The organism is Veillonella sp. oral taxon 158, from assembly GCF_018376515.1.
Taxonomy (GTDB): Bacteria; Bacillota; Negativicutes; order Veillonellales; family Veillonellaceae; genus Veillonella; species Veillonella rogosae.
On the sequence record NZ_JAHABE010000018.1, the window covers coordinates 1 to 24,932 of the forward strand.

General features: G+C 39.4%; 21 protein-coding genes. 3 read left to right on the forward strand and 18 right to left on the reverse strand.

The annotated features are described in order from the left end of the window. Window positions 1–250: 250 nt before the first annotated feature. From KH364_RS08815 to KH364_RS08885, 15 genes are all read right to left on the reverse strand, one after another. Complete coding sequence (locus tag KH364_RS08815) at window positions 251–859, reverse strand: hypothetical protein (protein WP_009351599.1); 609 nt, start codon at window positions 857–859, stop codon at window positions 251–253. Window positions 860–1,263: 404 nt separating this feature from the next. Next, window positions 1,264–2,139 (reverse strand): sigma-70 family RNA polymerase sigma factor, encoded by an 876-nt coding sequence (locus tag KH364_RS08820; protein ID WP_337957121.1) that lies wholly within the window; start codon window positions 2,137–2,139, stop codon window positions 1,264–1,266. Window positions 2,140–2,563: 424 nt separating this feature from the next. Next, window positions 2,564–3,628, reverse strand: coding sequence for an ATP-binding protein (locus tag KH364_RS08825; RefSeq protein WP_273299358.1), 1,065 nt, complete (start codon window positions 3,626–3,628; stop codon window positions 2,564–2,566). Between the two features lie 354 nt (window positions 3,629–3,982). Then, window positions 3,983–5,131 carry a glycoside hydrolase family 3 N-terminal domain-containing protein gene (locus KH364_RS08830; RefSeq protein ID WP_273299359.1) on the reverse strand — a complete coding sequence of 383 codons (1,149 nt, stop codon included), beginning with the start codon at window positions 5,129–5,131 and terminating at the stop codon, window positions 3,983–3,985. A 516-nt stretch (window positions 5,132–5,647) separates the two neighbouring features. Then, window positions 5,648–7,078, reverse strand: coding sequence for a [FeFe] hydrogenase, group A (locus KH364_RS08835; protein WP_273299360.1), 1,431 nt, complete (start codon window positions 7,076–7,078; stop codon window positions 5,648–5,650). Between the two features lie 371 nt (window positions 7,079–7,449). Continuing rightward, window positions 7,450–7,824 (reverse strand): hypothetical protein, encoded by a 375-nt coding sequence (locus tag KH364_RS08840; protein WP_009351518.1) that lies wholly within the window; start codon window positions 7,822–7,824, stop codon window positions 7,450–7,452. Between the two features lie 90 nt (window positions 7,825–7,914). Continuing rightward, the gene (locus KH364_RS08845) at window positions 7,915–8,958 is read right to left on the reverse strand and encodes a Fic family protein (protein ID WP_273299361.1); all 1,044 of its coding nucleotides are present in this window, start codon (window positions 8,956–8,958) and stop codon (window positions 7,915–7,917) included. 357 nt (window positions 8,959–9,315) lie between these two features. Then, window positions 9,316–9,681: a hypothetical protein gene (locus KH364_RS08850; RefSeq protein ID WP_273299362.1), complete on the reverse strand. Its 366-nt coding sequence runs from the start codon at window positions 9,679–9,681 to the stop codon at window positions 9,316–9,318. Between the two features lie 485 nt (window positions 9,682–10,166). Next, the gene (locus KH364_RS08855) at window positions 10,167–10,538 is read right to left on the reverse strand and encodes a hypothetical protein (protein ID WP_273299363.1); all 372 of its coding nucleotides are present in this window, start codon (window positions 10,536–10,538) and stop codon (window positions 10,167–10,169) included. Between the two features lie 86 nt (window positions 10,539–10,624). Continuing rightward, the gene (gene gyrA, locus KH364_RS08860; RefSeq protein WP_273299364.1) at window positions 10,625–13,099 is read right to left on the reverse strand and encodes a DNA gyrase subunit A; all 2,475 of its coding nucleotides are present in this window, start codon (window positions 13,097–13,099) and stop codon (window positions 10,625–10,627) included. Between the two features lie 106 nt (window positions 13,100–13,205). Next, a complete protein-coding gene (locus tag KH364_RS08865; protein WP_273299365.1) occupies window positions 13,206–14,408 on the reverse strand; it encodes an ATP-binding protein in 1,203 nt (400 codons plus the stop codon). Between the two features lie 224 nt (window positions 14,409–14,632). Next, window positions 14,633–15,361: a hypothetical protein gene (locus tag KH364_RS08870; RefSeq protein WP_273299366.1), complete on the reverse strand. Its 729-nt coding sequence runs from the start codon at window positions 15,359–15,361 to the stop codon at window positions 14,633–14,635. A gap of 94 nt (window positions 15,362–15,455) precedes the next feature. Continuing rightward, on the reverse strand, window positions 15,456–16,271 hold the full coding sequence (locus tag KH364_RS08875) for a hypothetical protein (protein ID WP_273299367.1): 816 nt from the start codon (window positions 16,269–16,271) through the stop codon (window positions 15,456–15,458). Window positions 16,272–16,647: 376 nt separating this feature from the next. Then, window positions 16,648–17,808: a DNA/RNA nuclease SfsA gene (sfsA, locus tag KH364_RS08880; protein ID WP_273299368.1), complete on the reverse strand. Its 1,161-nt coding sequence runs from the start codon at window positions 17,806–17,808 to the stop codon at window positions 16,648–16,650. A 161-nt stretch (window positions 17,809–17,969) separates the two neighbouring features. Then, window positions 17,970–18,833, reverse strand: coding sequence for a HigA family addiction module antitoxin (locus KH364_RS08885; RefSeq protein WP_273299369.1), 864 nt, complete (start codon window positions 18,831–18,833; stop codon window positions 17,970–17,972). A gap of 532 nt (window positions 18,834–19,365) precedes the next feature. Here KH364_RS08885 and KH364_RS08890 point away from each other — a divergent pair. Both KH364_RS08890 and KH364_RS08895 read left to right on the forward strand, forming a co-directional pair. Then, window positions 19,366–20,322, forward strand: a complete 957-nt coding sequence (locus KH364_RS08890; RefSeq protein ID WP_273299370.1) for a DUF1858 domain-containing protein — start codon at window positions 19,366–19,368, stop codon at window positions 20,320–20,322. 1 nt (window position 20,323) lies between these two features. Further along, the gene (locus KH364_RS08895) at window positions 20,324–20,989 is read left to right on the forward strand and encodes a hypothetical protein (RefSeq protein ID WP_273299371.1); all 666 of its coding nucleotides are present in this window, start codon (window positions 20,324–20,326) and stop codon (window positions 20,987–20,989) included. A 109-nt stretch (window positions 20,990–21,098) separates the two neighbouring features. Here KH364_RS08895 and KH364_RS08900 read toward each other — a convergent pair whose 3' ends face one another. Further along, window positions 21,099–22,352 carry an ATP-binding protein gene (locus tag KH364_RS08900; protein WP_273299372.1) on the reverse strand — a complete coding sequence of 418 codons (1,254 nt, stop codon included), beginning with the start codon at window positions 22,350–22,352 and terminating at the stop codon, window positions 21,099–21,101. Between the two features lie 250 nt (window positions 22,353–22,602). On the opposite strand from KH364_RS08900, the gene KH364_RS08905 reads away from it, so the two are divergent. After that, window positions 22,603–22,890: a Cro/Cl family transcriptional regulator gene (locus KH364_RS08905; protein WP_009351598.1), complete on the forward strand. Its 288-nt coding sequence runs from the start codon at window positions 22,603–22,605 to the stop codon at window positions 22,888–22,890. 139 nt (window positions 22,891–23,029) lie between these two features. Here the strand turns inward: KH364_RS08905 and KH364_RS08910 are convergent, their stop codons facing one another. After that, window positions 23,030–23,551 carry a nitroreductase family protein gene (locus tag KH364_RS08910; protein WP_273299373.1) on the reverse strand — a complete coding sequence of 174 codons (522 nt, stop codon included), beginning with the start codon at window positions 23,549–23,551 and terminating at the stop codon, window positions 23,030–23,032. Between the two features lie 87 nt (window positions 23,552–23,638). Next, window positions 23,639–24,655, reverse strand: coding sequence for an Abi family protein (locus KH364_RS08915; RefSeq protein ID WP_273299374.1), 1,017 nt, complete (start codon window positions 24,653–24,655; stop codon window positions 23,639–23,641). Window positions 24,656–24,932: the final 277 nt, after the last annotated feature.

Here is a 24,932-nt window from a genome sequence, read left to right on the forward strand (position 1 = left end):
AGGTGATTTTTTTGTATAACTTTCGTTGCCGCACCCGCATAGCGGGTGGTTTTATGATTCGCGACTACGTCGCGAACCAGTCTAAAGACAATAACAAAATAAACCCACCCCTATATGGGGTGGGTTTTATCAAGAGTGAAAAGATATTTATGTTGTCTTAATGATCACCTTATTTTCCGTATTATATTTTTCTCCCTATATGCCCTCCTTTTCTCTCCCCTCTTAACCCTACTTTCACCCCCCTAACGTCTTATCTCGTTAGATCTCTCCAGGCGATAAATAGTTCGGCCACGACTTGTGGGTTTTGGCTGAGTTTGATGCGGGCTAGCATTTTGCGCACGTAGTTGCAGTGTTCTAGCATGGCTTCGTTCAGTTTGTGTTTGACGTGACGCGGGGATTGGTACACCAAAATTGGTGCGAAGTTCCCCACGTGAATATAGCTCGTATCGGGTTCCGGACCTTCCGTAACGATATATTCATAAGGTATAGCCACGTTAAAGAGGCCGTACACCACGTCTTTGCCGACAGGACGCCGACATTTGATATGGGCAAAGGTTAGATGTGGACCATAGGTCTTAGGCGATGTATAGCTACTGCGCCGACCGTCGCTGGTCATAATATAATTGGGCCTCAGCCCTTCCTGTACCGCCAGCTCTCGCGTAATGGTGCGCATCGGCAGACAGACCAGTTCTTCACGGCCATCTACGAAATAGCACTTCGTACTGTCACCACCACCAGGCTCATAAGTAGGAATAAAGCAAACAATATGATTCTTTGGATTCGTATAGATCAAATCCAAATCCTCTCCCTTAGATAGCCGAGCGGCCATCATATCTGTTAATTCATCATGTGTTATCATAGGAATTCTCTCCCCTCTAATTAGGAACATTCCTTTCAACAATACAATGAACACGTGTTCTGTGAAAGCAGATTCGCATGCTTTAATCTGCTGCTGATTTAATTGTATACTATGTTGAATATTTTGTAAATATATACACAAAACTATAGAAATTTATGTATAATTAAAGACTTTATGATCTTGTAAAAGTTATATATAGCCTTATGTGTCAATATTTTCTCATTTAAATTGAGAAATGCATATTTTATGTATATCTATTAATCGAAATTAACAGAAATATACAGATTTCGGAATATAAATAAGAAATTAAATTATATTAACACATGTACATTACACTAACGCTCCTTAGGACTAATGTATTCTATACATTCTAGATAGACCTAGTTCAATAGATTAAATTTGGGCTAATGCACTTTTATCTTATTAAAATCTGTGGTCAAGTATCTCCGTAGCTTTCGAATGGCTCGTTCATGGCGTCGCTGGATGGCTTGGCGGCTACAGTTCAGTTCTTCACTGACCGATACCAAGCTTTGGCATTCTCCGTAAACGCGACGCAATAGGTCACGCTGATCTGGAGATAGTCTACCTAATGCCCACACGAGACGGGCTCGCAGCCTTTGTTCTTCGTCTGCGGTCATGATCATGTCTGCTATATTCTCGCCAGATGCGAAGATATCCATGCCCACCGCTACGTCTCCATCGTCGGTAGTGCGGTCTGGTATATGAATCTCACGATGATTGCGCAATCGTTCCCGCTTCCAGTACCGCATGTAACCGTATCTAACACCAGCTTTCACAAAGCCAGCAAATGGTACAGGCCCCTCCAGGTCAAAGCTATAGATGGATTCCATGAGGATAGCCCACAGATAGCTCTCTACATCCTCGCGGAACTCACGGTTTCCCGTGCGATTGGTGTAGTGCAAGATAAGTGGTCGATACCTGCGGCAAAGCTCGATTTGTGCCGCATCATGGCGCAGCTCATCGACGGTCCACGGCTGATATCCCACCGTCTGGATCCGCATATTCGGCTTTTGACAGATGGACACGAGACTCTTGTCCGACAAGGACGTTAAGACCTGATGGCCACAAATGAGAGTTTGTAATTTCAGCTCCTCCGGAGGTAATGATTTTGGTCGTAACCCCTCAGGAGGTAACTCCTGTGTTTCTAGTTTGTCTGATGTGTCTGTATCAGATTGTAAGTTTGCAGTTTTTATACATGTTCTTTGTACTAAAGGTTCTTCGTTTTGGTATAACATAAATCCCCTTTCCTGCCATGGCATAGCGCTTAACTACACAATAACGCGGAACGGGGATTTTGACAAATCGGCAATTTCTTAGAATTCCTGTACATTTAATGGTATCTATGACGTAATTTCTATCCATAGTATGTCATAACTATACGATCAACACAGTAATTGCTGAAAATAGAAAATTAATAAAAACTAATTACTAAAGGCTAGCAGTGAATACTAGTAGATAAAACTAGTAGTAAATAATAGTAGCAAAAATACTAGTAAAGAATACTAGTAAATACTACAAGCAGTAAATAGTACTAATAAAGAATAGTAAAGAGCAGTAAATATAGCATTATATACAAAAATAACACCACATCATAGGATGTGGTGTTAATTTATAAGAGGAATATAGTACTATCATTGGGTTATAGTACGCAATCAAAGATTGGCAAATATAAACAATCTTGGATTAGATAGCAATACATGCCGCTTGCACAAAGTCTTTGAGCTGCGGTTTTACATGTGTGTGGTACACATCAGCGCCGTTACCGCGCACAATGTCCCCCCAGTATTTATACACATAGCGGTACCAGAAATGGAACATGCTATTAGTAAAGTGGTAATCTGCGTATTTGGCAGGTCCACGGCTATTGGCTTGAATGCGACCTACGAGCCCCATGGACATGAGATCATTCAAGCGGGATGTAAAGGTGCCGCTTTTAATTTGGCTTGCTTGTAAAAGCTCCACATAGTATGGTCTTTCAAGGGTAGCAAGGCCAGACAGAATAGCGTTAGCACCTGTTATATTTTTCATATCTCGATGTAAGATATTCTGTGTTTCTTCAAATAGAGCGCCCGATACGGAGAAGAACAAATTAATGATATTCGTATCGATGCTTTCACCATTATCAAAGTACTGCACGTACGCAGGCAAGCCGCCTGTCACGGCAAATACAGTGCGCAAATCGTCCTTGGCATAGTGAAGGCCCAAGGATTTCATATCCACCAAGGAGAATGGTTTCACCTCAAAGTATTCGGACACGAACGGACCGATGAGGCTGCGCTCGCCAATGATGCGACCATCCAGCTGTTCCAAACCATTTGCCATCAAAATGATGTTCAAACGACTCGTATCTTTATAAGTATCTAATAAATCACGCAAATGAATAGGGAATTGCGGCACCGCCTCCACCAAGGAAGGATAGTCATCAATCACCACGGTTTGCGGAGTTTTTACACTGCTTTCAAAAAGCCCTACAAAGGCTTGATGCAAGCTATCTACAGGCTCGAACTTGTCCTGATCATCAGTCGGAACAAAACGTGCCTCCAGAGCTCTATTCATATCAGCCACATGGACTGATTCATTGGCCATGCGCCCCGCCAAATATAACGCCTTATGACGGCGTACAAGCTGCGAAGCCACATAGGATTTACCACTGCGATGAGGACCGTACACAACACACAAGCTCATATTGTCCTCAGCGATACGGGACTGGATACTCTCTATAATCTCAGCACGTCCCACAAAATTCATATACTCTCACCTCCAACTGTCTATGGAGATTATTATATCATAAATTTAAATCATTTTTAAACTTATTTTCATATCATTAACATGACTTTTGATTATGTTAAATTTTTTACGCATAAAATATACTTATTTTATGGTTTATTTTTTACTCATACTATTGTAAAAGCATAGATATTTACTACGTTTATATAGGTATATAGGTATTGAAGGAGCATACGGGGTACGGTATATAGTCTGTATTTTACAATCAATACATATAAAAAATGACGTGCCTTCTAGAAGGTAAGACACGTCATTTGCATTTTACTCATATTTAATTATTACTCAACAGGTATACCTGATTTGTTTTGCTAAATATTATTGTTGAATTTGTGCTTGCATTTTCATGGATAGAATACGCTTAACCGCTTCGTTAAGGCGTTCATTCGTTATCGTTCCATTTGCCACCGCCTGTGTTAACGCCCGATGGACTTCGTCGATATGAACTGTGTCCGCATCAACGAGGATGAGATCGCTACCAGCCACAACGGAGGCTACAGCGTAATCACCTATCCTTTGGTTCGCCTGCAAAGCGCCCACATCGATACGGTCCGTCATGACGATACCGTCATAGCCGAGGTCCTTGCGAAGCCAATCTTGAATAACTGGTTTTGACGCACTCGCCAAGTGCTGGTTATCAATAGCTGGAATTTGAATATGACTCATAACGAGCATATAGGTATTGGCTGTCGTCTGCGCGATGAGTCGTTTAAAGACGGCTACATCATTATTGTTGAGGTAGTTTTTCGCCTCATCAGCGGTGTTAAAGGATGCGTCCCCAAGTGTGACCGCAGGGAAGTAATTATAACCAAACCACATTTGATTGATTTGGTAACGCTCCGCCATGGCTAAGTCCATATAGCCTGCCCAAGTCGGGTCAGATGTGTAGGACACATTCGGCACCCCAAGGTTCGCATTGGGTCCAATCACAAGGTTAAAGCCCATATCGCGCATTTCAATGGCCGATCGGGTGGCCAAATTAATGATACGCTCCATCGGCAATTGACCTAACCGATTAGGTTCTGGCAAGCGCAAGAAACTATCGTTAGTGTGCAACACTTTATCGCGATTCACCGCGATGTACGGCGTCACCATGCTGGCAGTCATCGCCGTTTGCATGATATCGTTGTTGAAAGCTTTCACTTGATTTTTATTATGTATATTTTCATTGGTTAGCATAACGCCGCTCACACGATATTTACGGATTACATCCTTTTGGGATTGCCCCAATGTGTTGCCATGAAGGCTGATCATCATCAGCTGCCCTACCTTGTCCTCTCGTGACATGGCCCCAAGCCAAGTGTTCACCTTTTCAGGGACGGGCTTGTTCGATTCCATGACGGCGCGGTACGATACGGTTCGTACCTCCTCTTGCACTGCCTGACTCTCATGTTGGCATCCAGTTGTACCAACGGCAGCAACTATCAAGGCTATGCCACACAGGACACGCCGTAAAAACTGGTTCATCTCTCCTAGAAACTCCTTACTGCTTATGCAATATGATAGCTATGGGCCTCTCTATGTATTTCTCTCCACACACCCATAGTTCTCCCTTTGATCCAAATAGTATGATTCTATATTATACACTATATAATTCATCTTTTCCTCATGATAAAAGCAAGTTCTTATACTGAATTCTCATAATAAGCTTATACAGTGAGAATAGTTCATCAACTGAATATATAATCTATACACGCTTAACTAGATATCGAGTATTAAGTGCTCTATATAATCCAATGCGTATTTAAGTATATACAATGAAACGTATTAAACCCTACATAAATAAAATCCTACGAATCGTTTGTAAGGTGATGCTTACAATAGCCGAAGCTATTAAAGTATCAAGTCACTCATGACTCGTAGGATTCTATTTTTATATTGTTATACCCTAAAGAGTTATTTCAATCTTAACTCCTTTGATTACTAAAACATTTGTAGATTCAATAATCAATCATTTAGCAATTGCTAACGAGCTATTCAAGATTAGCCTTTAAATTTAGGGGATGTTGGACACGTTTCAGGTGTTACGTCTTTGCGAGTACCAAGAACCGCGCTGCGGTCTGTGTAATGTGTATGCAAGAGTTCGTGTGCTTTGTGGCCCAATGGTTCACCTAAGAAATCTTTGTACAACGCTTGGATTTCTTCGTTTTCGTAGGAAGCAACCCATTTATAGTTCGCATCAGCTTCGTAAAGACCACCGATACGAGCTTCTTTAGTTTTAACTGCTTGAGGCAATTTAGTGCGCGGTTGACCGCCGCCACCGATACAGCCACCAGGACAAGCCATAACTTCGATGAAGTCATAGTGTTTGCCATTTTCTTTCAAAGCATTTAAGAAGTCACGAGCGTTTTTACCACCATGCACTACAGCAACGGACAATGTTACATCATCGCCCAATTGTACAGTCGCTTCTTTTACGCCATTCATACCACGAACTTCCTCAAGGTGAGTCAATGCGCGTGGAGGTGGCTCATTGCCAGTCACAAGTTTGTAAGCTGTACGCATAGCTGCTTCCATAACACCACCAGTGTTACCGAAGATGATGGATGCACCAGTTTCCATACCAATCAAGTCATCGAATTGGGAATCTTCAATAGCATTGAAATCGAGGTTCTCCTCTTGGATCCAACGGATGAACTCACGTGTGGTGATGGAAATATCTGTATCCATGCCAATGGAATCGTCGTTGTGGAAACGAGCTGCAGCATTTTCTTCTTCTCGTTTTGTTTCTGCTTTTTTAGCAGTACAAGGGTTTACAGATACGGACACGATATTATGAGGATCGATGCCTTTTTTCTCTGCAAAGTATGTTTTAATCATAGCCGCTTCCATAGCGATACAAGAACGTGTGGAAGACAAGTTAGGAAGCAATTCTGGGAAGTAAATTTCCGCAAAGCGTACCCACGCTGGGCAGCAGCTTGTGAACTGAGGAATTTGGCCGCCTTTGTTAAGACGATCTACAAGCTCAGATGCTTCTTCCATGATTGTTAAGTCAGCACCAAAGTTAGTGTCTACTACATAATCTGCACCAAGTGCACGCAATGCGCCAACCATTTTACCTTCAAGGAACGTACCTGGTTCATAGCCGAAGCCTTCACCGATAGCTACACGAACAGCTGGAGCTGTTTGGATAACAACGATTTTTTCAGGATCTGCAAGAGCTGCTTTCACCTTATCAAGCTCGGAACGAGCATGCATGGAATCGAATGGACATGCAGCTGCACATTGACCACAGTGAATACATACAGGAACATCACCATTTGCATCAAGATCGTAGTAATCAAGTACGCTCATTACGTCCGCACAAGCGCGACGGCATAACGTACAATTTTTACATTTATCAATCTCATGAATAATAGACGGATTGTTGAGTGCAATCGGTACACGTTTATCGATTAATTGATATTGAGACATGAGGACCTCCTCTAACAAACTATAACTACCAAACCTTTTCGGACGAAATATGCTAAACTACAGAGCACTTCGCCCTAAGCGTACTTCTTCATCATATCTATAGTATACGCTATAGTGAAAGTTTATACTATGTAGAATTGTTACACTTTTACAAAAAATCTATAATATAAATCACATTTTATCGCGAATAAACAAATAATTCACCTATTTTAAAGGAATTAAAAGAGTAATACACAATAGACAAAAAAACGCACGCCCTCCATAGGAGAACGTGCGTGTGTGAAGCTTTCACAATAATCATTAATCTAAACGAGGCATGACTGTTCAACAGTGTATTACGGCTAAGCCCTGTACTCGTCTATAGGATTAGATTATTTACCGCCCCAGATAAGTTGGAATACTGCTTGTGCAGGAGTACCTGGCTCAACCTTACGGCTGTTTTTGCTAGGTTGTTCCTCTTTCACAACATAACCTTGTGGATCGTAAAGAGTAACCTTAAGGTCTTTTACCTCTTGTTTTTTATGGTTGAACTCTTCAGTCACGATGTAGTGGTAACCTTCGTAGTCCATAGCTTTAATGTCCATTACAGCTTTTTTATCATCTTTCTTAACGGAATCATTGTCGATAGACCAAGTGATACCGTTGCTGTCAGTACCTACAGTGTACCAGTTAGCAGCATCAACACTACCGATGCCACCAATCAATAAAGCGCCTGCTGCCAAAACAGCTGCTAATGTTTTTTTCATATTATACCTCTCAAACTTAAATACAAGAATATGAAATCTAGTATATTCGATAAAACTAAATATTTTATGAAAGACAAACGTGCTCAACCTTTATACCTTCACATAATAGGTAGAACGTCCGCCCCCCTTACGACTAATTATACCATTCTTCACAAGCGTACGAACTGCGCCCTCGATAGCACTATCGCTGAGATTTGGACACCATTCCCGAATGTTTTGCTTTGTGAAAGCTCCTAAATGATTGTCGATGGCAGCTTGCACCTGCTCCATGGCAGGACCGCTATGTACCAGTAAAGAACTACGGTCCTCAAAGTCATGATACGCGGCCAATAACATTTGTAACCAATACCGAATGAAAGCCGTAGGACAAGAGCTTTCATCATACCAGGCATCACTAGACTCGCGCAAAGCAGCATAATACATATCCTTGTTTGCAGCGATTTTAGCCTCTAAGGACACATATTTACCAACCATAAAGCCACTGCGATACAACAACAATGTCGTCAACAATCGACTCATGCGACCATTACCATCGTTAAAGGGATGAATGCACAAGAAATCATGAATAAATATAGGAATCGCCAAGAGCGGCTCCACCTCACCATTGCCGACAACACGATTATATTCCGTGCAAATCTGATCTAAAGCCTCCGCCGTTTCATATGGGGCCAATGGAGTAAACAAAACCTCAGTACGGCCATCTGGATAGGTGGCACTAATATAATTCTGCACACTCTTTAACTGACCTCCACGAGCATTAAACTGGTACTGATAGAGAATCTTATGTAACTGCAAAATATGATTTCGTGACAACGTTATGGAATCATAACTATCATGGATGATATTCAACGCATCACGATAACCCATAATCTCTTGCTCATCCCGATTGCGAGGCGTCGTCTTATCCGCCACCAACTGCCGAAGGCGTGTACTCGTCGTCACAATCCCTTCAATCGCATTCGAAGCCTCCGTACTCTGCACCTTTGCCAACTCCACAAGAGACTCCAACACCGTAGGACTCTGAGAAAGCAAAACCTCCTCCTTGCCATTAGCACGATAAATCCCTGCGATAAGACTCAAAATATCCATATCCCATGACAAAGACTGAATCCGACCATACTCAAAACGACGCATACACACACCTCCATTCCGTTCTAATCCCTTACAAATAAAACTATTCCCTTAAATTATACCATAAAATAAGGGAATAAATAATTTAGATACATTTAATCATACGTACAAAAAGGATTCTATCCCTTTGAGACCGACTTAGGTCACTTTCTTCTGAAACGCCGTTTTGGATACATTTCCTCATCAGGAAATGAGAAAACGGGTGAATATATCTCGTAGGACGACTTAGCTCGCTACTCCCCTACGCAGTTTTGAGTAAATTTAATCATACGTGCAGAAAGGGTTCTATCTCTTTGAGACCGACTTAGGTCACTATGGAGGTCGATGAGAGATAGAACCCTTTCTACTAGTCGAGGAAATTTACCAAATCAAGTGATACACGTGATCTAAATTACTTCCTTCTTGTATTTGTATTTCTGTATTGTCGTATGTTTGGCCACCGATCATATAGCCTGCTGGATTGTATGCTTTCATCTCGAGCAGTTTCGCAGTCTTTGAAGCACGATTAAATTGCAAAGTATAAATAGAGTGATCACCACTAGGGTCAACAATCTTTAAATTCAACTTAGCCTGTGCATCGTCTTTCTCTACCGTATCGTTGTCTATGTAACCAGTACGACCATCCGTATCAGTATTAAGAGGATACCAACTTTCAGCATGAGACACGCACACACCAGCACTGAATAACAAACCTGCTACCGCTAAACATGCAAACCATTTCTTCATAACCGTTCTCTCCTGATTAGAAAATCTAAACAACTATGCATTTCGCATAATACAATTCACTATGACTTCATTATAACACCATAATTGCATAATGCTAATAAAAACTCTATTAAATGCATAAATTATATAGAACCCCATAGGAACATCTAGCAAGGCCCCTATGGGCTTTAAATAATCCAATGGATTTGAAGGCTGATATTCGCCCTGTAAGATTGGTAAGAAAACAGAAAGCCTCGAACTGTTCTGAAAACGACTTAGCCTAATCCTCTAGGAACGTCTAGCGAGGCCCCTATGGGCTTTAAATAATCCAATAGATTTGAAGGCTGATATTCGCCCTGTAAGATTGGTAAGAAAACAGAAAGCCCCGAACTATTCTGAAAACGACTTAGGTCACTATGGAGGCTTTCAGGATAGTTCGGGGCTACTTATACGTTCTGAATATCTAACTAGACAGAGCGAATATCAGCTTCTATTAAATTGTTGGATTATTTACCCCATAGGGCCTGCATAACTTCCGCGCCCATGGTATCTTCTTCAATTTTCGTAGGTTTTTGTGCTTCTTTGCTGGACAACAACGCTACGCCAGATGCACTGTATACTGTTGTATCAAGTTCTGTCCATGTTTTTTCTTTACGATCGATGCGTACTGTGTAGATGTATGTGAAGCCTTCTACATTGTTAATTTTAACAAGTACTGTAGCCGCATCATCTGTTTTATATACAGAAGAGTTGTCGATAAACCATGCTGCATCGTCAGCATCAGCATTGATATAGTACCAATCAGCCGCACTAGCTTGACCAAAGCCACCTACAAAGAAAACCCCTGCTGCAAACATAGCAGCTAACCATTTTTTCATTTCAAAACTCCTTAACGCTAGAGACGACCATCTAAGATGGCCGCCCATAGTTACTTACATATTTGTATTTTAATTACTTAATTATATTATTCTTCAGTTGCGTCTTCTTCGATTTCAGAACCTGGAATAACAGCAATGCTAGCTACTTTATCACCTTCGTCGAGGTTTTGTGTTTTCACACCAGAGATAGCTTTGCCTTTTTTAACAGCAATATCGTTCATGTTGAAGCGAATAATCTTACCTTGTTCAGAGATAAGCATAACTTCGTCATCGTTATGAACAACCTCTACGGATACTACGTCGCCAGTTTTGTTCGTAATCTTGAAGTTCTTAGAGCCTTTACCACCGCGTTTTTGCAATGTGTAAGCTTCCGCATCATTGCGTTTACCAAAACCTTCTTCGGAGATAGTAAATACTTGTGCTTCGCTTTCATCAGCATTCAGAACACCAGCACCTACAACCACGTCGCCTGCATTGAGTTTAATGCCGCGCACGCCGTGAGCCGCACGTTTCATGAGACGTACATCGTTTTCGCTGAAGCGAATAGCGATACCCAATTTAGTACCTAACAAGATGTCTTGGCTGCCATTTGTTACGTTAACGGAAATCAAGTGATCCCCTTCGTCGAGGTTAATGGCGTTAAGACCAGAACGACGGATATTGCGATATTCTTCGATAGCTGTACGTTTAACAACGCCAAACTCAGTTACCATGAATAAGTTTACATCTTCTTGAACGCGTTCAAGGTCGATCATAGTCGTAACAGATTCGCCTACAGCCAGTGGCAATACGTTAACCATGGCAGTACCGCGAGAATTACGGGAACCTGCTTCTGGCACTTCGTATGCTTTGAGGCGATATGTACGGCCTGTGGACGTGAAGAATAGCAATGTATTATGCGTGCGAACATGCATAATCTGCGTTACATAGTCGTCTTCCTTCGTCTTCATGCCGATAACGCCAGCGCCACCTTTATGTTGATTGCGATATACGTTCGCATTCATCCGTTTGATATAACCTTGTTTAGTCAAGGTAATAACCATCTCTTCGTCAGCGATGAGGTCTTCTACATCAAGGTCGGACGTATCGATTGTGATTTCAGAACGACGAGGGTCGCCGTATTTCTTCTTCATATCATCCAGTTCGTCTTTGATGATTTGACGTTGACGCGCTTCGCTAGCCAAGATAGCTTTCAGGTCTTCGATCAATGCCAACAATTCCTTGTATTCGTCTTCGATTTTCTCGCGTTCCAATCCTGTTAAACGGCGTAAACGCATGTCGAGGATGGCTACAGCTTGTTTTTCTGAAAGCCCGAATTTTTGCATCAATGCGTTACGTGCGATTTCGTCAGTTTGGGAACTGCGAATTGTAGCGATAACTTCATCGATGTGGTCGAGGGCGATCAATAAGCCTTCCAAGATATGTGCACGCGCTTCAGCTTTGTTAAGCTCGAATTGAGTACGGCGTACGATTACATTGAGACGATGGTCTAAGTAGTAACCCAATACTTCTTTCAAATTCAATACGCGAGGATGACCGTCTACGAGGGCCAACATAATCACGCCGAAAGATTCTTGAAGTTGAGTGTGTTTATATAATTTGTTAAGAACGATATCTGGTTGCACGTCAGCGCGCAATTCGATAACGATGCGCATACCTTGACGGTCAGATTCGTCGCGAAGTGCTGTGATGCCATCAATAACCTTGTCGCGGCTCAAGTTAGCAATCGTTTCGATAACGCGAGCCTTGTTAACTTGGTATGGAATCTCAGTCACTACGATTTTATGCTTGCCCTTTGCCATTTCTTCAATGGTTGCACGAGCGCGCATTTTTACGCTGCCACGACCTGTGGAGTATGCTTTCTTAATGCCTTCCCTGCCCAAAATGAGCGCCCCAGTCGGGAAGTCTGGACCTTTGATTTGCGTCATCAATTCGTCCACAGTTACATCTGGATTATCGATGAGCATAGTAAGGCCATTACATACCTCGTTGAGGTTATGCGGCGGAATATTTGTCGCCATCCCTACGGCGATACCGCTAGAACCATTGATGAGAAGATTTGGGATCTTCGCTGGCAATACGGTAGGTTCTTGCAAGCTTTCATCATAGTTCGGCATGAAATCAACAGTTTCCTTGTCGATATCAGCGAGCATTTCTTGCGTAATTTTCGCCATACGTACTTCGGTATAACGCATCGCAGCGGCACTATCGCCGTCGATGGAACCAAAGTTGCCGTGGCCGTCTACCAAGAGGTAGCGCGTATTGAAATCTTGCGCCAAACGAACCGTTGCGTCGTAAACGGAGCTATCACCATGTGGATGATATTTACCGAGTACGTCACCGACGATACGAGCGGATTTCTTGTACGGTTTATTTGGCGTCATGCCTGTTTCGTGCATCGCGTACAAAATACGACGATGTACTGGTTTCAAGCCGTCGCGCACATCTGGAAGAGCACGCATTACGATTACGGACATCGCATAATCGATATAGGCGTTCTTCATTTCTTTATCAATCTGAACGGGATGAATATTCCCGTGGGACCATTGTTGGTCTGCCACAATCTCACCTCATTTTACTAACACTGATTATAATTCATCATAATATTATAGCATTTTTAAGGGCTAAAGGCTAATATTATAGGCATTTTTGTGAAAGCTACTTCACCTACACTAGTAGCCAATCTAAAACATTCTTTTGCTCTATACCATTATGATTATCTGTTTTATGTAACACATCCATTGTAAGTAAATATTTAGGATAGTTATCATCAAGTTGCTCTAACGGTGATAATTCACGTCGTAACGTAGTATCTTCCATTACGGTATAGCTTACTTGATAATACTCTAAACGATGTGGCTTTTTAGCTACAAAATCTATTTCACCATTTTGTAGATGCCCTACATAAACACGGTAACCACGTCTAATCAATTCCAAATATACAATATTCTCGAGTATATGACCGCGATCCGAATCTGTACGACTTAATAAAAACTTACGGAATGCACTATCTACAACATAATATTTAGCATTTCGCTGCAATAACGCTTTTCCTTTTACATCAAATCGGTTAACTTCATAGATTAAAAGACCATCTTTGAGACCTTGTAAATATTTCTCAACCGTCTTATTATCCGTTTTGCGACCATAACTAGTGAGCGTATTCGCAATTTTCGTTGGATTAATCAAACTCCCTATATTAGCTAATAAATATTTAATAATATCCAATAATAATGGTACATCTGTAATTTTTAATCTCGTTACAATATCTTTCAGAATAACAGTGTTTAGAATACTTTCTAAATATTCATCAATACTTTCATCATCTTCAACATGTACAAGCCTAGGGAAAGAACTATGCTCGATATACAAATTGTATATATCCATATCTGACAAGTTTTGCTGACTATATGCACTATGAAATTCTTTAAATGAAAGCGGTAGCATCTCAACTTGCACATATCTACCGGTTAATAATGTGGCAATATCAGAGGACATAAAATATGCGTTTGAACCTGTAATATAAATATCTACATTAGGTTTGATAAATAAACTCCCTACAACCTTCTCAAATTGTGGTACATGCTGCACTTCATCTAAAAATACATACATGGGAGTCTCTAGAATCAATCGTTCAACTATATACTCATGGAGGGCATGATACTCCTGTAGCGGTTCAAACTCTAAATCTTCAAAATTAATAGAAATGATTTGATTGGCTTTTACACCACTAGTTAATAATTCTTGTTTAAACAACTCAAATAATGTAGATTTGCCGCACCGACGCACACCTGAAACGACTTTGATTACATCTTGATCTTTATGACGCCTTAAAAACTCTAAATATTTCTCGCGTTGAATTAAAGGCATTATAACCTCCTTATCTCAACAATATTCACTATTATTGCAACAGGCAGAAATATATTTTAGGATAGTAATCCTAATTCTTCATATTTTTAATTTAAACAGGGATTATAATCCTTATTTATAATAATTATATCATATTTTAGGATTGTAATCCTTATTCATTTTAACTATACTAAATTTTAGGATTATAATCCCTAAATAATCGATTTATCATCTTATCAGCCAAATCAAATAGACTGACGTATCATATGATCTAAAACTTTAACAAAGTCTCGTTCTACAGCGGTGGTATCTTTACCGGTGCTGCCAATTCCGGTTAACATAGTTTCTTTCCAGTCATTTCTTGCCATATACCTAAAACCTATCAAATACTCAGCTTTTGTTTTATCCGCTTCCTCTTTAGGTAAATAGTAAATACCAACGCTTCTGTCAGCACGAGGATGTAATAGTGCTGGGTTATCTTGTGGTTTATACTGGCTATATATGGATTTCATAAAGGTTAGAATATCTTTACCCTTTACAGACTTATCTACAAAGATAATCTCATTGGACCTGAATAGGGGTATCTTATTAGTACCTGCTACACGTGTGGCGCTAAGTTTAGATAATTCTAGGACTTCCTCATAGGGAGCCATCCGAAGTCCATACGGCTTAGCCTCCTCCACAAGCTTCCCATTTAAATGAATTAAATATTCTTCGGAATAAACAAAATTCGCATTTGTATCCCGCTCTCCACCAGGCACTGGCAAGGTTGGACGATGCACCACAGAATTGGTGGTAAAAGAAAAACCGTTGCTTTCATCATAAAAAACATACACATTGCGCTGGAAAGGTTTCTCCTTCTCCACCACCGCAGATTGAAGAACTAGACGCGGATGAACAACGCTGAACTCCTTTTCCACACTAGCCTTGATATCCTCTGGCGTGGCAGGATCACCATTCTCCGTAGTCCACACAAAAGAACAACCGCTCAATAAAAATGTACAAATACACACAACAACTAATGATATATACCTAATCAACTGCTTCATAGATACACCTCTCCCTGACCTATTTTCCTCGCACAGCCTGTTGTATTTCCCGATCAACAACGGTAATTATGTCTCGTTCAATCTGCTCAGAACTCTTATCTTGATAACCAACACCACTCATTAAGGTATCTCGCCAATCTTCCCGCCCTCTAATTTTGAAACTTATTAGGTACAGAGCCTTGCTCTTATCTGTTTCACCATTTGGTAAATAGTAAAAGCTAACCTTACGGCCATACACGCTACTTACTAAGGTCTCGTCACTATTAGGTTTATATAGAGAATATATGTCTCTTAACATACCCACTACACCAGCACCATTAGATGTTTGATTAAGAAATACAAAATCCCCTTCATCAAACAAAGGCGCTGTACTATTACCCTCTTTTCGCATAATCTTAGCATCCATTAGCGTCTTGCGCTCCTCATTATTAGCTACCTGAAATCTATACTTTACAGCAAGTAGTGCTACCTCACTATTCAACCGATCTAAATAAGCCTCTGCGTACCTATACTCAGCGTTCGTAACACGTTGACCACCAGGAATAGGCAACTGAGGAACCTCAACAGAAGCACGCGCAGTAAAGACAATGCCATTATTCTCATCAAGAAACGTATATTTATAGTGCTTATAAGGCTTTGTGGTAACAACCTCAGAAGCCTGCAACACAAGACGAGGATGATACGATGCAAAACGCTCCTCAACCATTTCCTTCACATCATTTGGCGTATACGGATCCGCATCGAGCGTCGTTAACCGAGAAGAAGTACAACCAACTAATACAACACTATACACACACACCAAAACCAACAACACAAACCTAACAAACAAAGGCATACACAACCACACCTCTCTCCACATAGCCCTCGCATATCAAATATTTCTATCCGAACTCAATACACGAACTTAACTATGAATAAACTCAAGCCACAGTTAATCCTCTACCTCACACCCCTTCTCCCAATTAGGGGCCCTGCCCCATGCGAGGTAAAAGTGCATTTGTTGTTAATGGGTGAAGCAACTAGTTAATAGAAAACATAGGTATGGATGGGACGGATTCACATATAACGTTATAAAAAAGGGATTCCCTTATTGATGAGCGACTTAGGTCACTATGGAGCGAAGAGATAAGGGAATCCCTTTTTTAACAATCTAGCATATTTGTATTCGGGCCCCATCCATACTATTTTCAGTTATTCACCATTAACAACAATCACTTAACTAGCACATCCAATTTATTCATTCGGTAGTCTTCCACTACGTCCATAAATTTCTTATTGTGTATCGGATTTTCCGTCATCCCAAATAGGTGGCTTTTACAGTCACAGTCGGAGGATCCAAATTTAGGTACGTCCCATTCGGCAACGCCACGGACCGCATCAGCGAGAGCGCATTCCGCATCATCTAGGCTAGTTCGAATCGGCAGACCTGCTATCATTTCGCAGTGACCGCGGAAGTAGTCTAAATGCCAGTGCATTTTCTTTCGTTTTCGCTTATGACGCTCAATGCGTTTCGTTAAATTCGCCTTCGCAGAGCCTACGTACATATAGTAACCCGCCTTGAAATGCATCAGCCCTTTAGAACCAACCTCAAGGTCTAAATCATGGTCGAGATGCATGACCATCACGTACACGCCGCTATCGTGAGCCTCTGTGTCGAGAATACTACTCGGATAGGAACACTCATGGGTTACAGTGGGCATGGTAAAAGTCTCATCCCACGCTACCGCAACAGCTTTCCAGTCTAAGGAAGGTGCTACCTCTTTAAAGGTTTTGGCAAACTCCAAATCTGTATGGTAGTCCGGCAAGAACCACTGCGCTTTGTCCCATTGTACGAGGAACAAAACACCTGTGTGGTAACCTTCGTTTTGCAATTCTTTCAAATGTAATAAATGCTTACGCCCTCGTTCTGTAATAGCATCAGGGAACATGGCACCCGTTTTGGAGAATAGCGTACAAGACTTAACCTCTAACAAGAACTCATCATCTTTATCATTGGTGAGGAGCAAGTCAAAACGAGATGATGTACCGTGTAGTTTAACTGTATATTCTCGTCTTACAATGCGCCACTCTTCCCAACCTGGGATCAGTTTATTTTCGATCAAATGCTGCGCTACATCATTACTGTAATTAGTGTCAAGCATAATCACTACGCCATCGCGCTCGATGCCAACTACGCGATATTTCGTTTTCGCATCAGGCTTATCATGAGGCACGATGTACATCGTTACACCGGTGAACAAGAGCTCCCACATGCGACCAGGATTTGGCAAATGAGCGAGCACGCTTTCACCATTTAAATCTAAGGTCACCACAAAACGGTTCGGGCGACCTGTATATTTCGCTTTTAAAATTGTATCGTAAAGGACTTTCATTGTATCTCCTATATCAAGAATATTCTATGTGTCTATTATACGCTATTTTGTTACAGGATGAGAGTCCTACGGATTATACTTTGAAAGTCCTTACAAATTGCATGATGAATGCCCTAAGAAAAGCCTAAGAAGTACTACCTTACATATTTACAAAAACTGAATTAATAATTCACCACAGTTACAGGATCATTATTGCGGTATTTGCGATTACTACGTTGATAATCTCGTTCTACCAAATTCTGTAGCGCTTCGCCTAATAACGTCCAAAAAGCATCAGAATCTTCCGTTGGTATACCAAGAACAATGGAGTTTCCTTTGGAATAGGTAATACATGTAGAGGTTATGTTATCAATAATTGGCAAATACACAATAATTACGCCACATGCTGCTAGCATATCCTTAAGAGGCTCCTTCACACCAATTAAAGGTTCGCTAGAAAGATCCTTAATTTTAGGTATAAATGTTTCTAGTAACTCTGCATTATAAGGATTTACCTCTACAAAACGGGCCCTTCCTTTCGTGATTTGTACCAATGTATAAATTGCACTCTTTTTATCAGGCTCCATATCCTTAATATTTTCATATACTAAGGGCATAATCATTTCATCAGCTACATTTTTTAAAGAAGCCACCTCAAAAAACTTCTGTAAATTATTGACCTGCTCAGCTGCCTTTTTTGTTTCTGGAACGATACCCAAACGCGCAAGCTTAGCATAACCAAAGGGCTTAGCGAAATTAATTTCTTCATCAATGGAGTTTTCATACTCCACTTTTAATATCTTTTCTCTGTAATTAGCTTCTAATCCATTCCAAAAACTTGCCTCTACACCAAATACCCGTTCAAGGCGCATTGCCACATCCTGTGTTAGTGGGACTTCACCATTAATGAGCTTACTAATGTGTTTCTCACTCATATCCATTCGTGTAGCTAATTCTTTTTGGGACATATGTCTATCTTCTAAAACTTCTTTTATTGTCATTCCAGGTGGGATAGCAATAAAAGTTTTACTCTCATATATCTTCATATGTATGTCTCCTATACTAATGATAATCAACAATCTCTTGAATCTCTATCACGTGAAATGTTCCATCAATATGTCACCGACTCTCTCAAATCATAGTGAATGGTTGATACAATATAAATGGCCATTTATAATAATTTACCTAGTAGGTTAATTCTATTATACTCTCTTAACTATAAATGTAAATATATAATTTACCAATTAGGTAAATTACTTTATAATATCTAGTATTATAAATCATATATACTATTAATAATTAATATTAAAAACTTTCAATTTTGTAGCCTAGGTTACATTATTACGTGTTAAAATAGTTTATACTAGGAACATCGGGTCAGTATTTAATACCCGTACTGATCGTTACGCCGGGTTTTGATGAGGCATCGCCTAGTTGATCTCATCACGCTGTTCGTATACGTGCGAAGCTTTCACAAAACCCAATGGCGTATATATTTTACAAACAAAGAATCACATAGATTAACTAAGTAGTTTTAGCCACTATTCTCCGCAGAGAGGGCTCGAGAAAGGATTTAACATGGCACAAATTGCAGCAAATTTACAACGCATTAAAAACGGCCAACGCCGTTATGCAATTACACCTCGCATTCCTGGAGGTTTCATTCAACCTGAACAATTACAAAAATATATCAACGTAGCCAATGAGTTCGGCGCCGTTCTAAAATTGACTGCCAGCCAACGCATTATGATTACGAATTTGAAAGCAGAAGACGTAGATAAAGCTTGGGAGATGCTCGGCATGGAGCCAGCGTACACTGTATCTAACCGCGTGCGCAGCGTAAAAATCTGCCCAGGTACTACATTCTGTAAACGTGCTAAACAAGATAGCGTACATCTTGGCATGCAAATCGAGCGCAAATATTTGTCTCAAGAAATGCCAAACAAAATGAAAATCGGCGTGTCCGGTTGTCTTAATTCTTGTACTGAAAGCCGCATGAAAGATGTTGGTATTATCGGTACTGTAGAGGGCTGGAACGTATACGCTGGCGGTAGCGGCGGTGCACACCCTCGCATTGGCGACCTTATCGCAGAGGTAACAACTGAAAAAGAAGCTCTTGCATTGGTAGATCGTATCATTGCATACTATAAAGAAAATGCACAAATCGAACGCATGGGCGAATTCATTGACCGCATTGGTTTAGAGGCTTTTAAAGCAGCTGTATTGGGCGACCTTGAAGGTGCTCCAGCTGAAAGCAAATCCGAAGAACCAGCTGTGTTCTTGCCTGGTCAAGGTAACGATCCTGAAGTCGAAGCACCTCGCCTCGAAGCAGGTTCTCCTATTACTCCAGACACAATCATTCGCGACATCGTGGAAACATATCCAAATGTGGTGCCTGTATTACAAGGCATCGGCATGGGTTGCTTAGGCTGCCCTTCTGCAACAGCTGAGCCATTATGGCAAGCCGCAGAAATTCACGGTTTTAATGTATACGATTTAGTAGAGAAATTAGAAACAGCACGAAAAGGAGCTTAATATGTCCGCATTCTTAGGTCACATCCATTACTGGTTATATCGTAAAATTCAATTGCTCGTTGAGCGTGAAAACTTGATTTTAGAAAAAACAACTAAAGTTGTTGATGATTTGGCAGAGGAATTACACTCTATCTCCGTAGATACATACGGCGAACCAATCAATCCAAGCATTCCACTTGAAAATATCATCGACCACGGCAATATCCATGGCTGGTTGGCTAACCAAATCAATATCGCTTCCGTTCGTGAAGCAGCTTTCATCAGAGATTTGCTTGATACTAACTCCGGCGACGAAGCTGTACATGTAGTAACAGCTATTCTCGATGCATTCGCAGTACAAGGCCAAGCATGTGGCGTTGTGGCTCAAGATAATCTCGAAGAACACACTGCTCCAGCGATTTACAATGCGTTGCAAAACTTCTACGTAAATGGCATGCCTTGCGATGGCGGTGACCAAGTGGTTTCTGAAAGCCCAGATGAGTTCACATGGGTTGGTGACCACAGATTACAAGCAGGCTACTGGCGTACAGCGGGCGTTGACTCTAAATTCATGGCTGTAGCTTACCAAACATGGTTCGAAGCTTTTGTGAAAGCAATTGATCCAGCTTTTGAACTTGTAACGACTGAAGAAAACGGCACACGTTTATATACAATTAAGAAAAAATAATAAATACATAACATTTCGTTTGTTTAGGGACTATAAACGAACGAAAACGGGCAAAAAGCGAACGTAAAATTTTACGTTCGCTTTTTATCTTATTATTTATATTCTACAATTACTTAATAGTATATGTAGTACCACGTCCTAAACCTTGTTTTCTTAAAAAACCTGATTTCACTAATTTATTAACAATTTGTAATACCTTCGTTTTTCCAAATCCAGTATACTCTACTAATTTTCCTGAAGGCAAAGCCTTAAATTGTAGAATATCATATATTTTCTTTTCATCAGCTGTTAATTTATCCAAATTTTGTTCAATGACAGGTAAAATGATTCTTATCGAGTTTTCTGAAATATCAAATTGTGGTTTTATAACACTATTTCTATAAGCCTCTTGAATACGTTGTATGCCAGTACCATAACGCTCAATAATGTCTAATCGAAAAAACACATTCCCAATGATAGGATTTCTAAGGATAGATATTTGGCCTTCTAAATATTGAGATTCTCCTAATCCTTTTGGTAAACCTCCAGGCGATACAATTTCAATATAATCATCAAACATAGAAATTTTAGTATGAGCTGGTATATCCCAAGCACGATGAACCAATGCATTAGCAATAGCCTCTCTAAATGCCGTCTCAGGTATACGTTCATATTGATTACGAGATGATCCTTTTATTTCACTATATTGATAGTAACGTCGATACATGATTAATGCTTCATTATAGTAGTTTAATAATGATGTATGTTCAATTGTATTTCTTTCCAAGAAAACACTTATAGACTCACCGAAACGAGCCATATCTATACCAGAAAATGAATTTTCATCCGCTAATAGCTCACCAGCAATAGTATATCCTTCATTCATCCGATATAACTCTAAGGTAATTAGTAGATCTCGAGTTAAAGCAGATATCCCCATAATAGATTTACAAGCATCTTCTAATACAGTAAATTGTAAATCTTGACGTTTAGAAACTAAACTATCAAATGAAAGATTCTCTCCCTCCATAACTAATCGCTTCAATTCAATTGTATCTACAGGTATTGAAGCACTATCACCACGTCTATATGATTTCCCATTATAAAAATAAGGTGTATCCTTACCTTTTTCCACAGTCAAAGTTATAACATTAGTAGTTTCATCAATATCCAAACTAAAATTAGGAATTGGTGTAATACTATCATTAATTTTGTTTTCAATAGATAAACATGCTTCTTTTGGATTATCTATCCCAACAATATCCCCATTATCTTTTATTCCAAACCGGATTATTCCTGTTCCATAATTTGCATAAGCACTTACAGTTTTTAAAAATGTATTAGTAACTGATTCTTTAAATTCTAAGGTTTTAGTTTCACGCATATTATCACCCACCTTCTTATATACTATATCATAAAACGGGCGTAAAAACGAACGTAAATATTTTCGTCCGTTTTTACGCCCGTTTTAAATCTATATTTTATATATATTTTTTACAAAACTGTAGCTATAGGCACAGCATTGATAAGCAATATCATTTATAATATAATTATAAGGTAATTACACAAGTTAATTTAATTAAGTGATAGCGTCAGCTTTCAGAACATAAAAAGCTAGAATTAGGAGGTCTATTATGGCAGGCACAGTTAATCAAGAATTAGGTTTATTATTCCAAGGTCCTAACTATGTAATCGTGAAAAAAGGCGGCAAAGCTGGTGAACAAGTTGAAAAACACAATCACCCTGAAGCAAACGTAATTTTCACAGTAGTAAAAGGTAAAGTACAAGTGTTCCTTAACGAAACTGAAGAACACGTACTTGTACCAGGCCAAGTATTAGAATTCAACGGCGATAACTACATCCAAGCAACACTTGTTGAAGACAGCGAATTCGTAGTAAACCTTATTCATAAACCAGAATAAAAACTAGTTTAAACATAAACCCTATAAGAAAAGGCGGTTAATCGTAATTGATTAACCGCCTTTTTTAGTAAGCTGCCCGTTTTATATAGTTACTATTTTATGGAGCATATAATTTTGTGGAGCTTACATTTTGTAGAGCTTAAAAGGAATTATATATTGTTAGCTCACTTACATCAGACCGTTTTGTATGGCCCGGTGCAGGCATACAGTCTGGATGTAGGTATCCAATAGGAAAGATGGCTACAGGTATGATAGTATCTGGCAAGTTATAAGCCGTACGCACTTTAGCGGGATCAAAATGAGCAATCCATGTTGTACCGAGGCCCATATCTGCGACTTGGAACATAATATGAGAGCCTACAATGCTGGCGTCTACAGTGCCTAAATCCGCATCATCATATTCTCGCTTCCAGCTCACTTGATTATCGTAACAAACAATAATAGCCAAAGGCGCATTAAAATGACCATTTGTACAGTCTTTTAGTTTATTAAGACTATCTGCTGTATTTAATACAAGTAGTCGTTGTGGCTGATAATTATGAGCTGTAGGCGCTAATCTTGCTGCCTCTAAGATTATATTTACCTTCTCCTGCTCTACAGGTTTCGTATCAAATTTTCGAACCGAATACCGTTCTGTGGCTAATGCTTTAAAATCCTTCATTAGATTTCACTCCTTAATGTTATATCAAACATTATATTTTAATCGGGAATATCATAAAACCTACTAATTATAAGATTTTAGTATTATTTATGTAATTGATTTATATATAATTTCGAGTCTATCAATAAAATCTATAGGAATTTGTGTAGCTTCTTTATATTTTTGTTTTAATTCATTAATTAAGTCTACAATATGCTTTGAATCGTCATCTCCACTAACTTCTGGCTTAAAAACTCCTCTGCATTCAGCTATAAGAGAACTAACAAGTAATTTATCATTTAATAATAGTGCTGTCATAATCAATACACCATAAATTCCTTTTAATGATTTCTTATCTCTACTTGTTATTTCACCTTTCTCTCGTTTAAGTACACCATTTGGTACGATGGTATATAAAATATTACCTGGTATATTATATACAGATCGACAACCAAAGAAATTTAAACTATGAGCTGCACAATTACGAAAACGACGAATTGCCTCTAATGTATTAATTAATAACTCTATTTTATCTTTACACGTAATCAAATCAGTAGGAAGTAAAAGATTAGCAACTTCTCTTTTATGTTTTGTACTTAATAATCTAAATATATTAATAGCACTTCCAAAAGAAATGTTTTTAAATAAAATCCATGGTGGAACATGATTATGATGTTTTAAATAATACTTCGTAGGCTGTTTTGCATTACATATATCAAGCTGTTTATTAATCTCTTGCTTTACCTTTGCAAAGCTAAGATGATTTATCTGTCGTTTATAGTATCTAGCATGTAAATAATCATCTTGATGTACCCCTAAATGATTTGAGATTACATAGGATAGTCTTGTCTTAAATAATGTTTCAATCATTAAACTATATTTCATAGTAATAGATTGAATACCTTTATCTATAAAAGAAAAAATATAAATATCTTCTAGCTTTACATTATCTTTAAACCTGTCATTGGACAACATAAAAACAGATTTATATCCATTGATTAAATCATAATAAGAAGACGTCATAATAAGGCGTTTTGCTCGATCTCGATTAGTAATAATAAGCTTACGAGACTCTAGTAAATTAAGCTGCTTATCTAAATCCAAAAATGGTTTATCAAAAGCCATGATTAAAACTCCCTATATAAAATAAAAAAGGCACTATCTATAGATAGCGCCTTAGTGACCAACGCCCTTAGCGTTGAAGTCTATTCACTATCTATAGTATATCATAATTAATGAATATCTCAAGACATGGGAACATAACTAAATTGCATCATAACGATTAATTTAAGAACTATAATGCGGGTTATAGGACAAAAAGTGTGTGTGACTAATCCCAATAAGTTGGAAAATCTGTAGACATATGTAGCTCATTCCAAACAGGAGCATCACCCCATTGAGG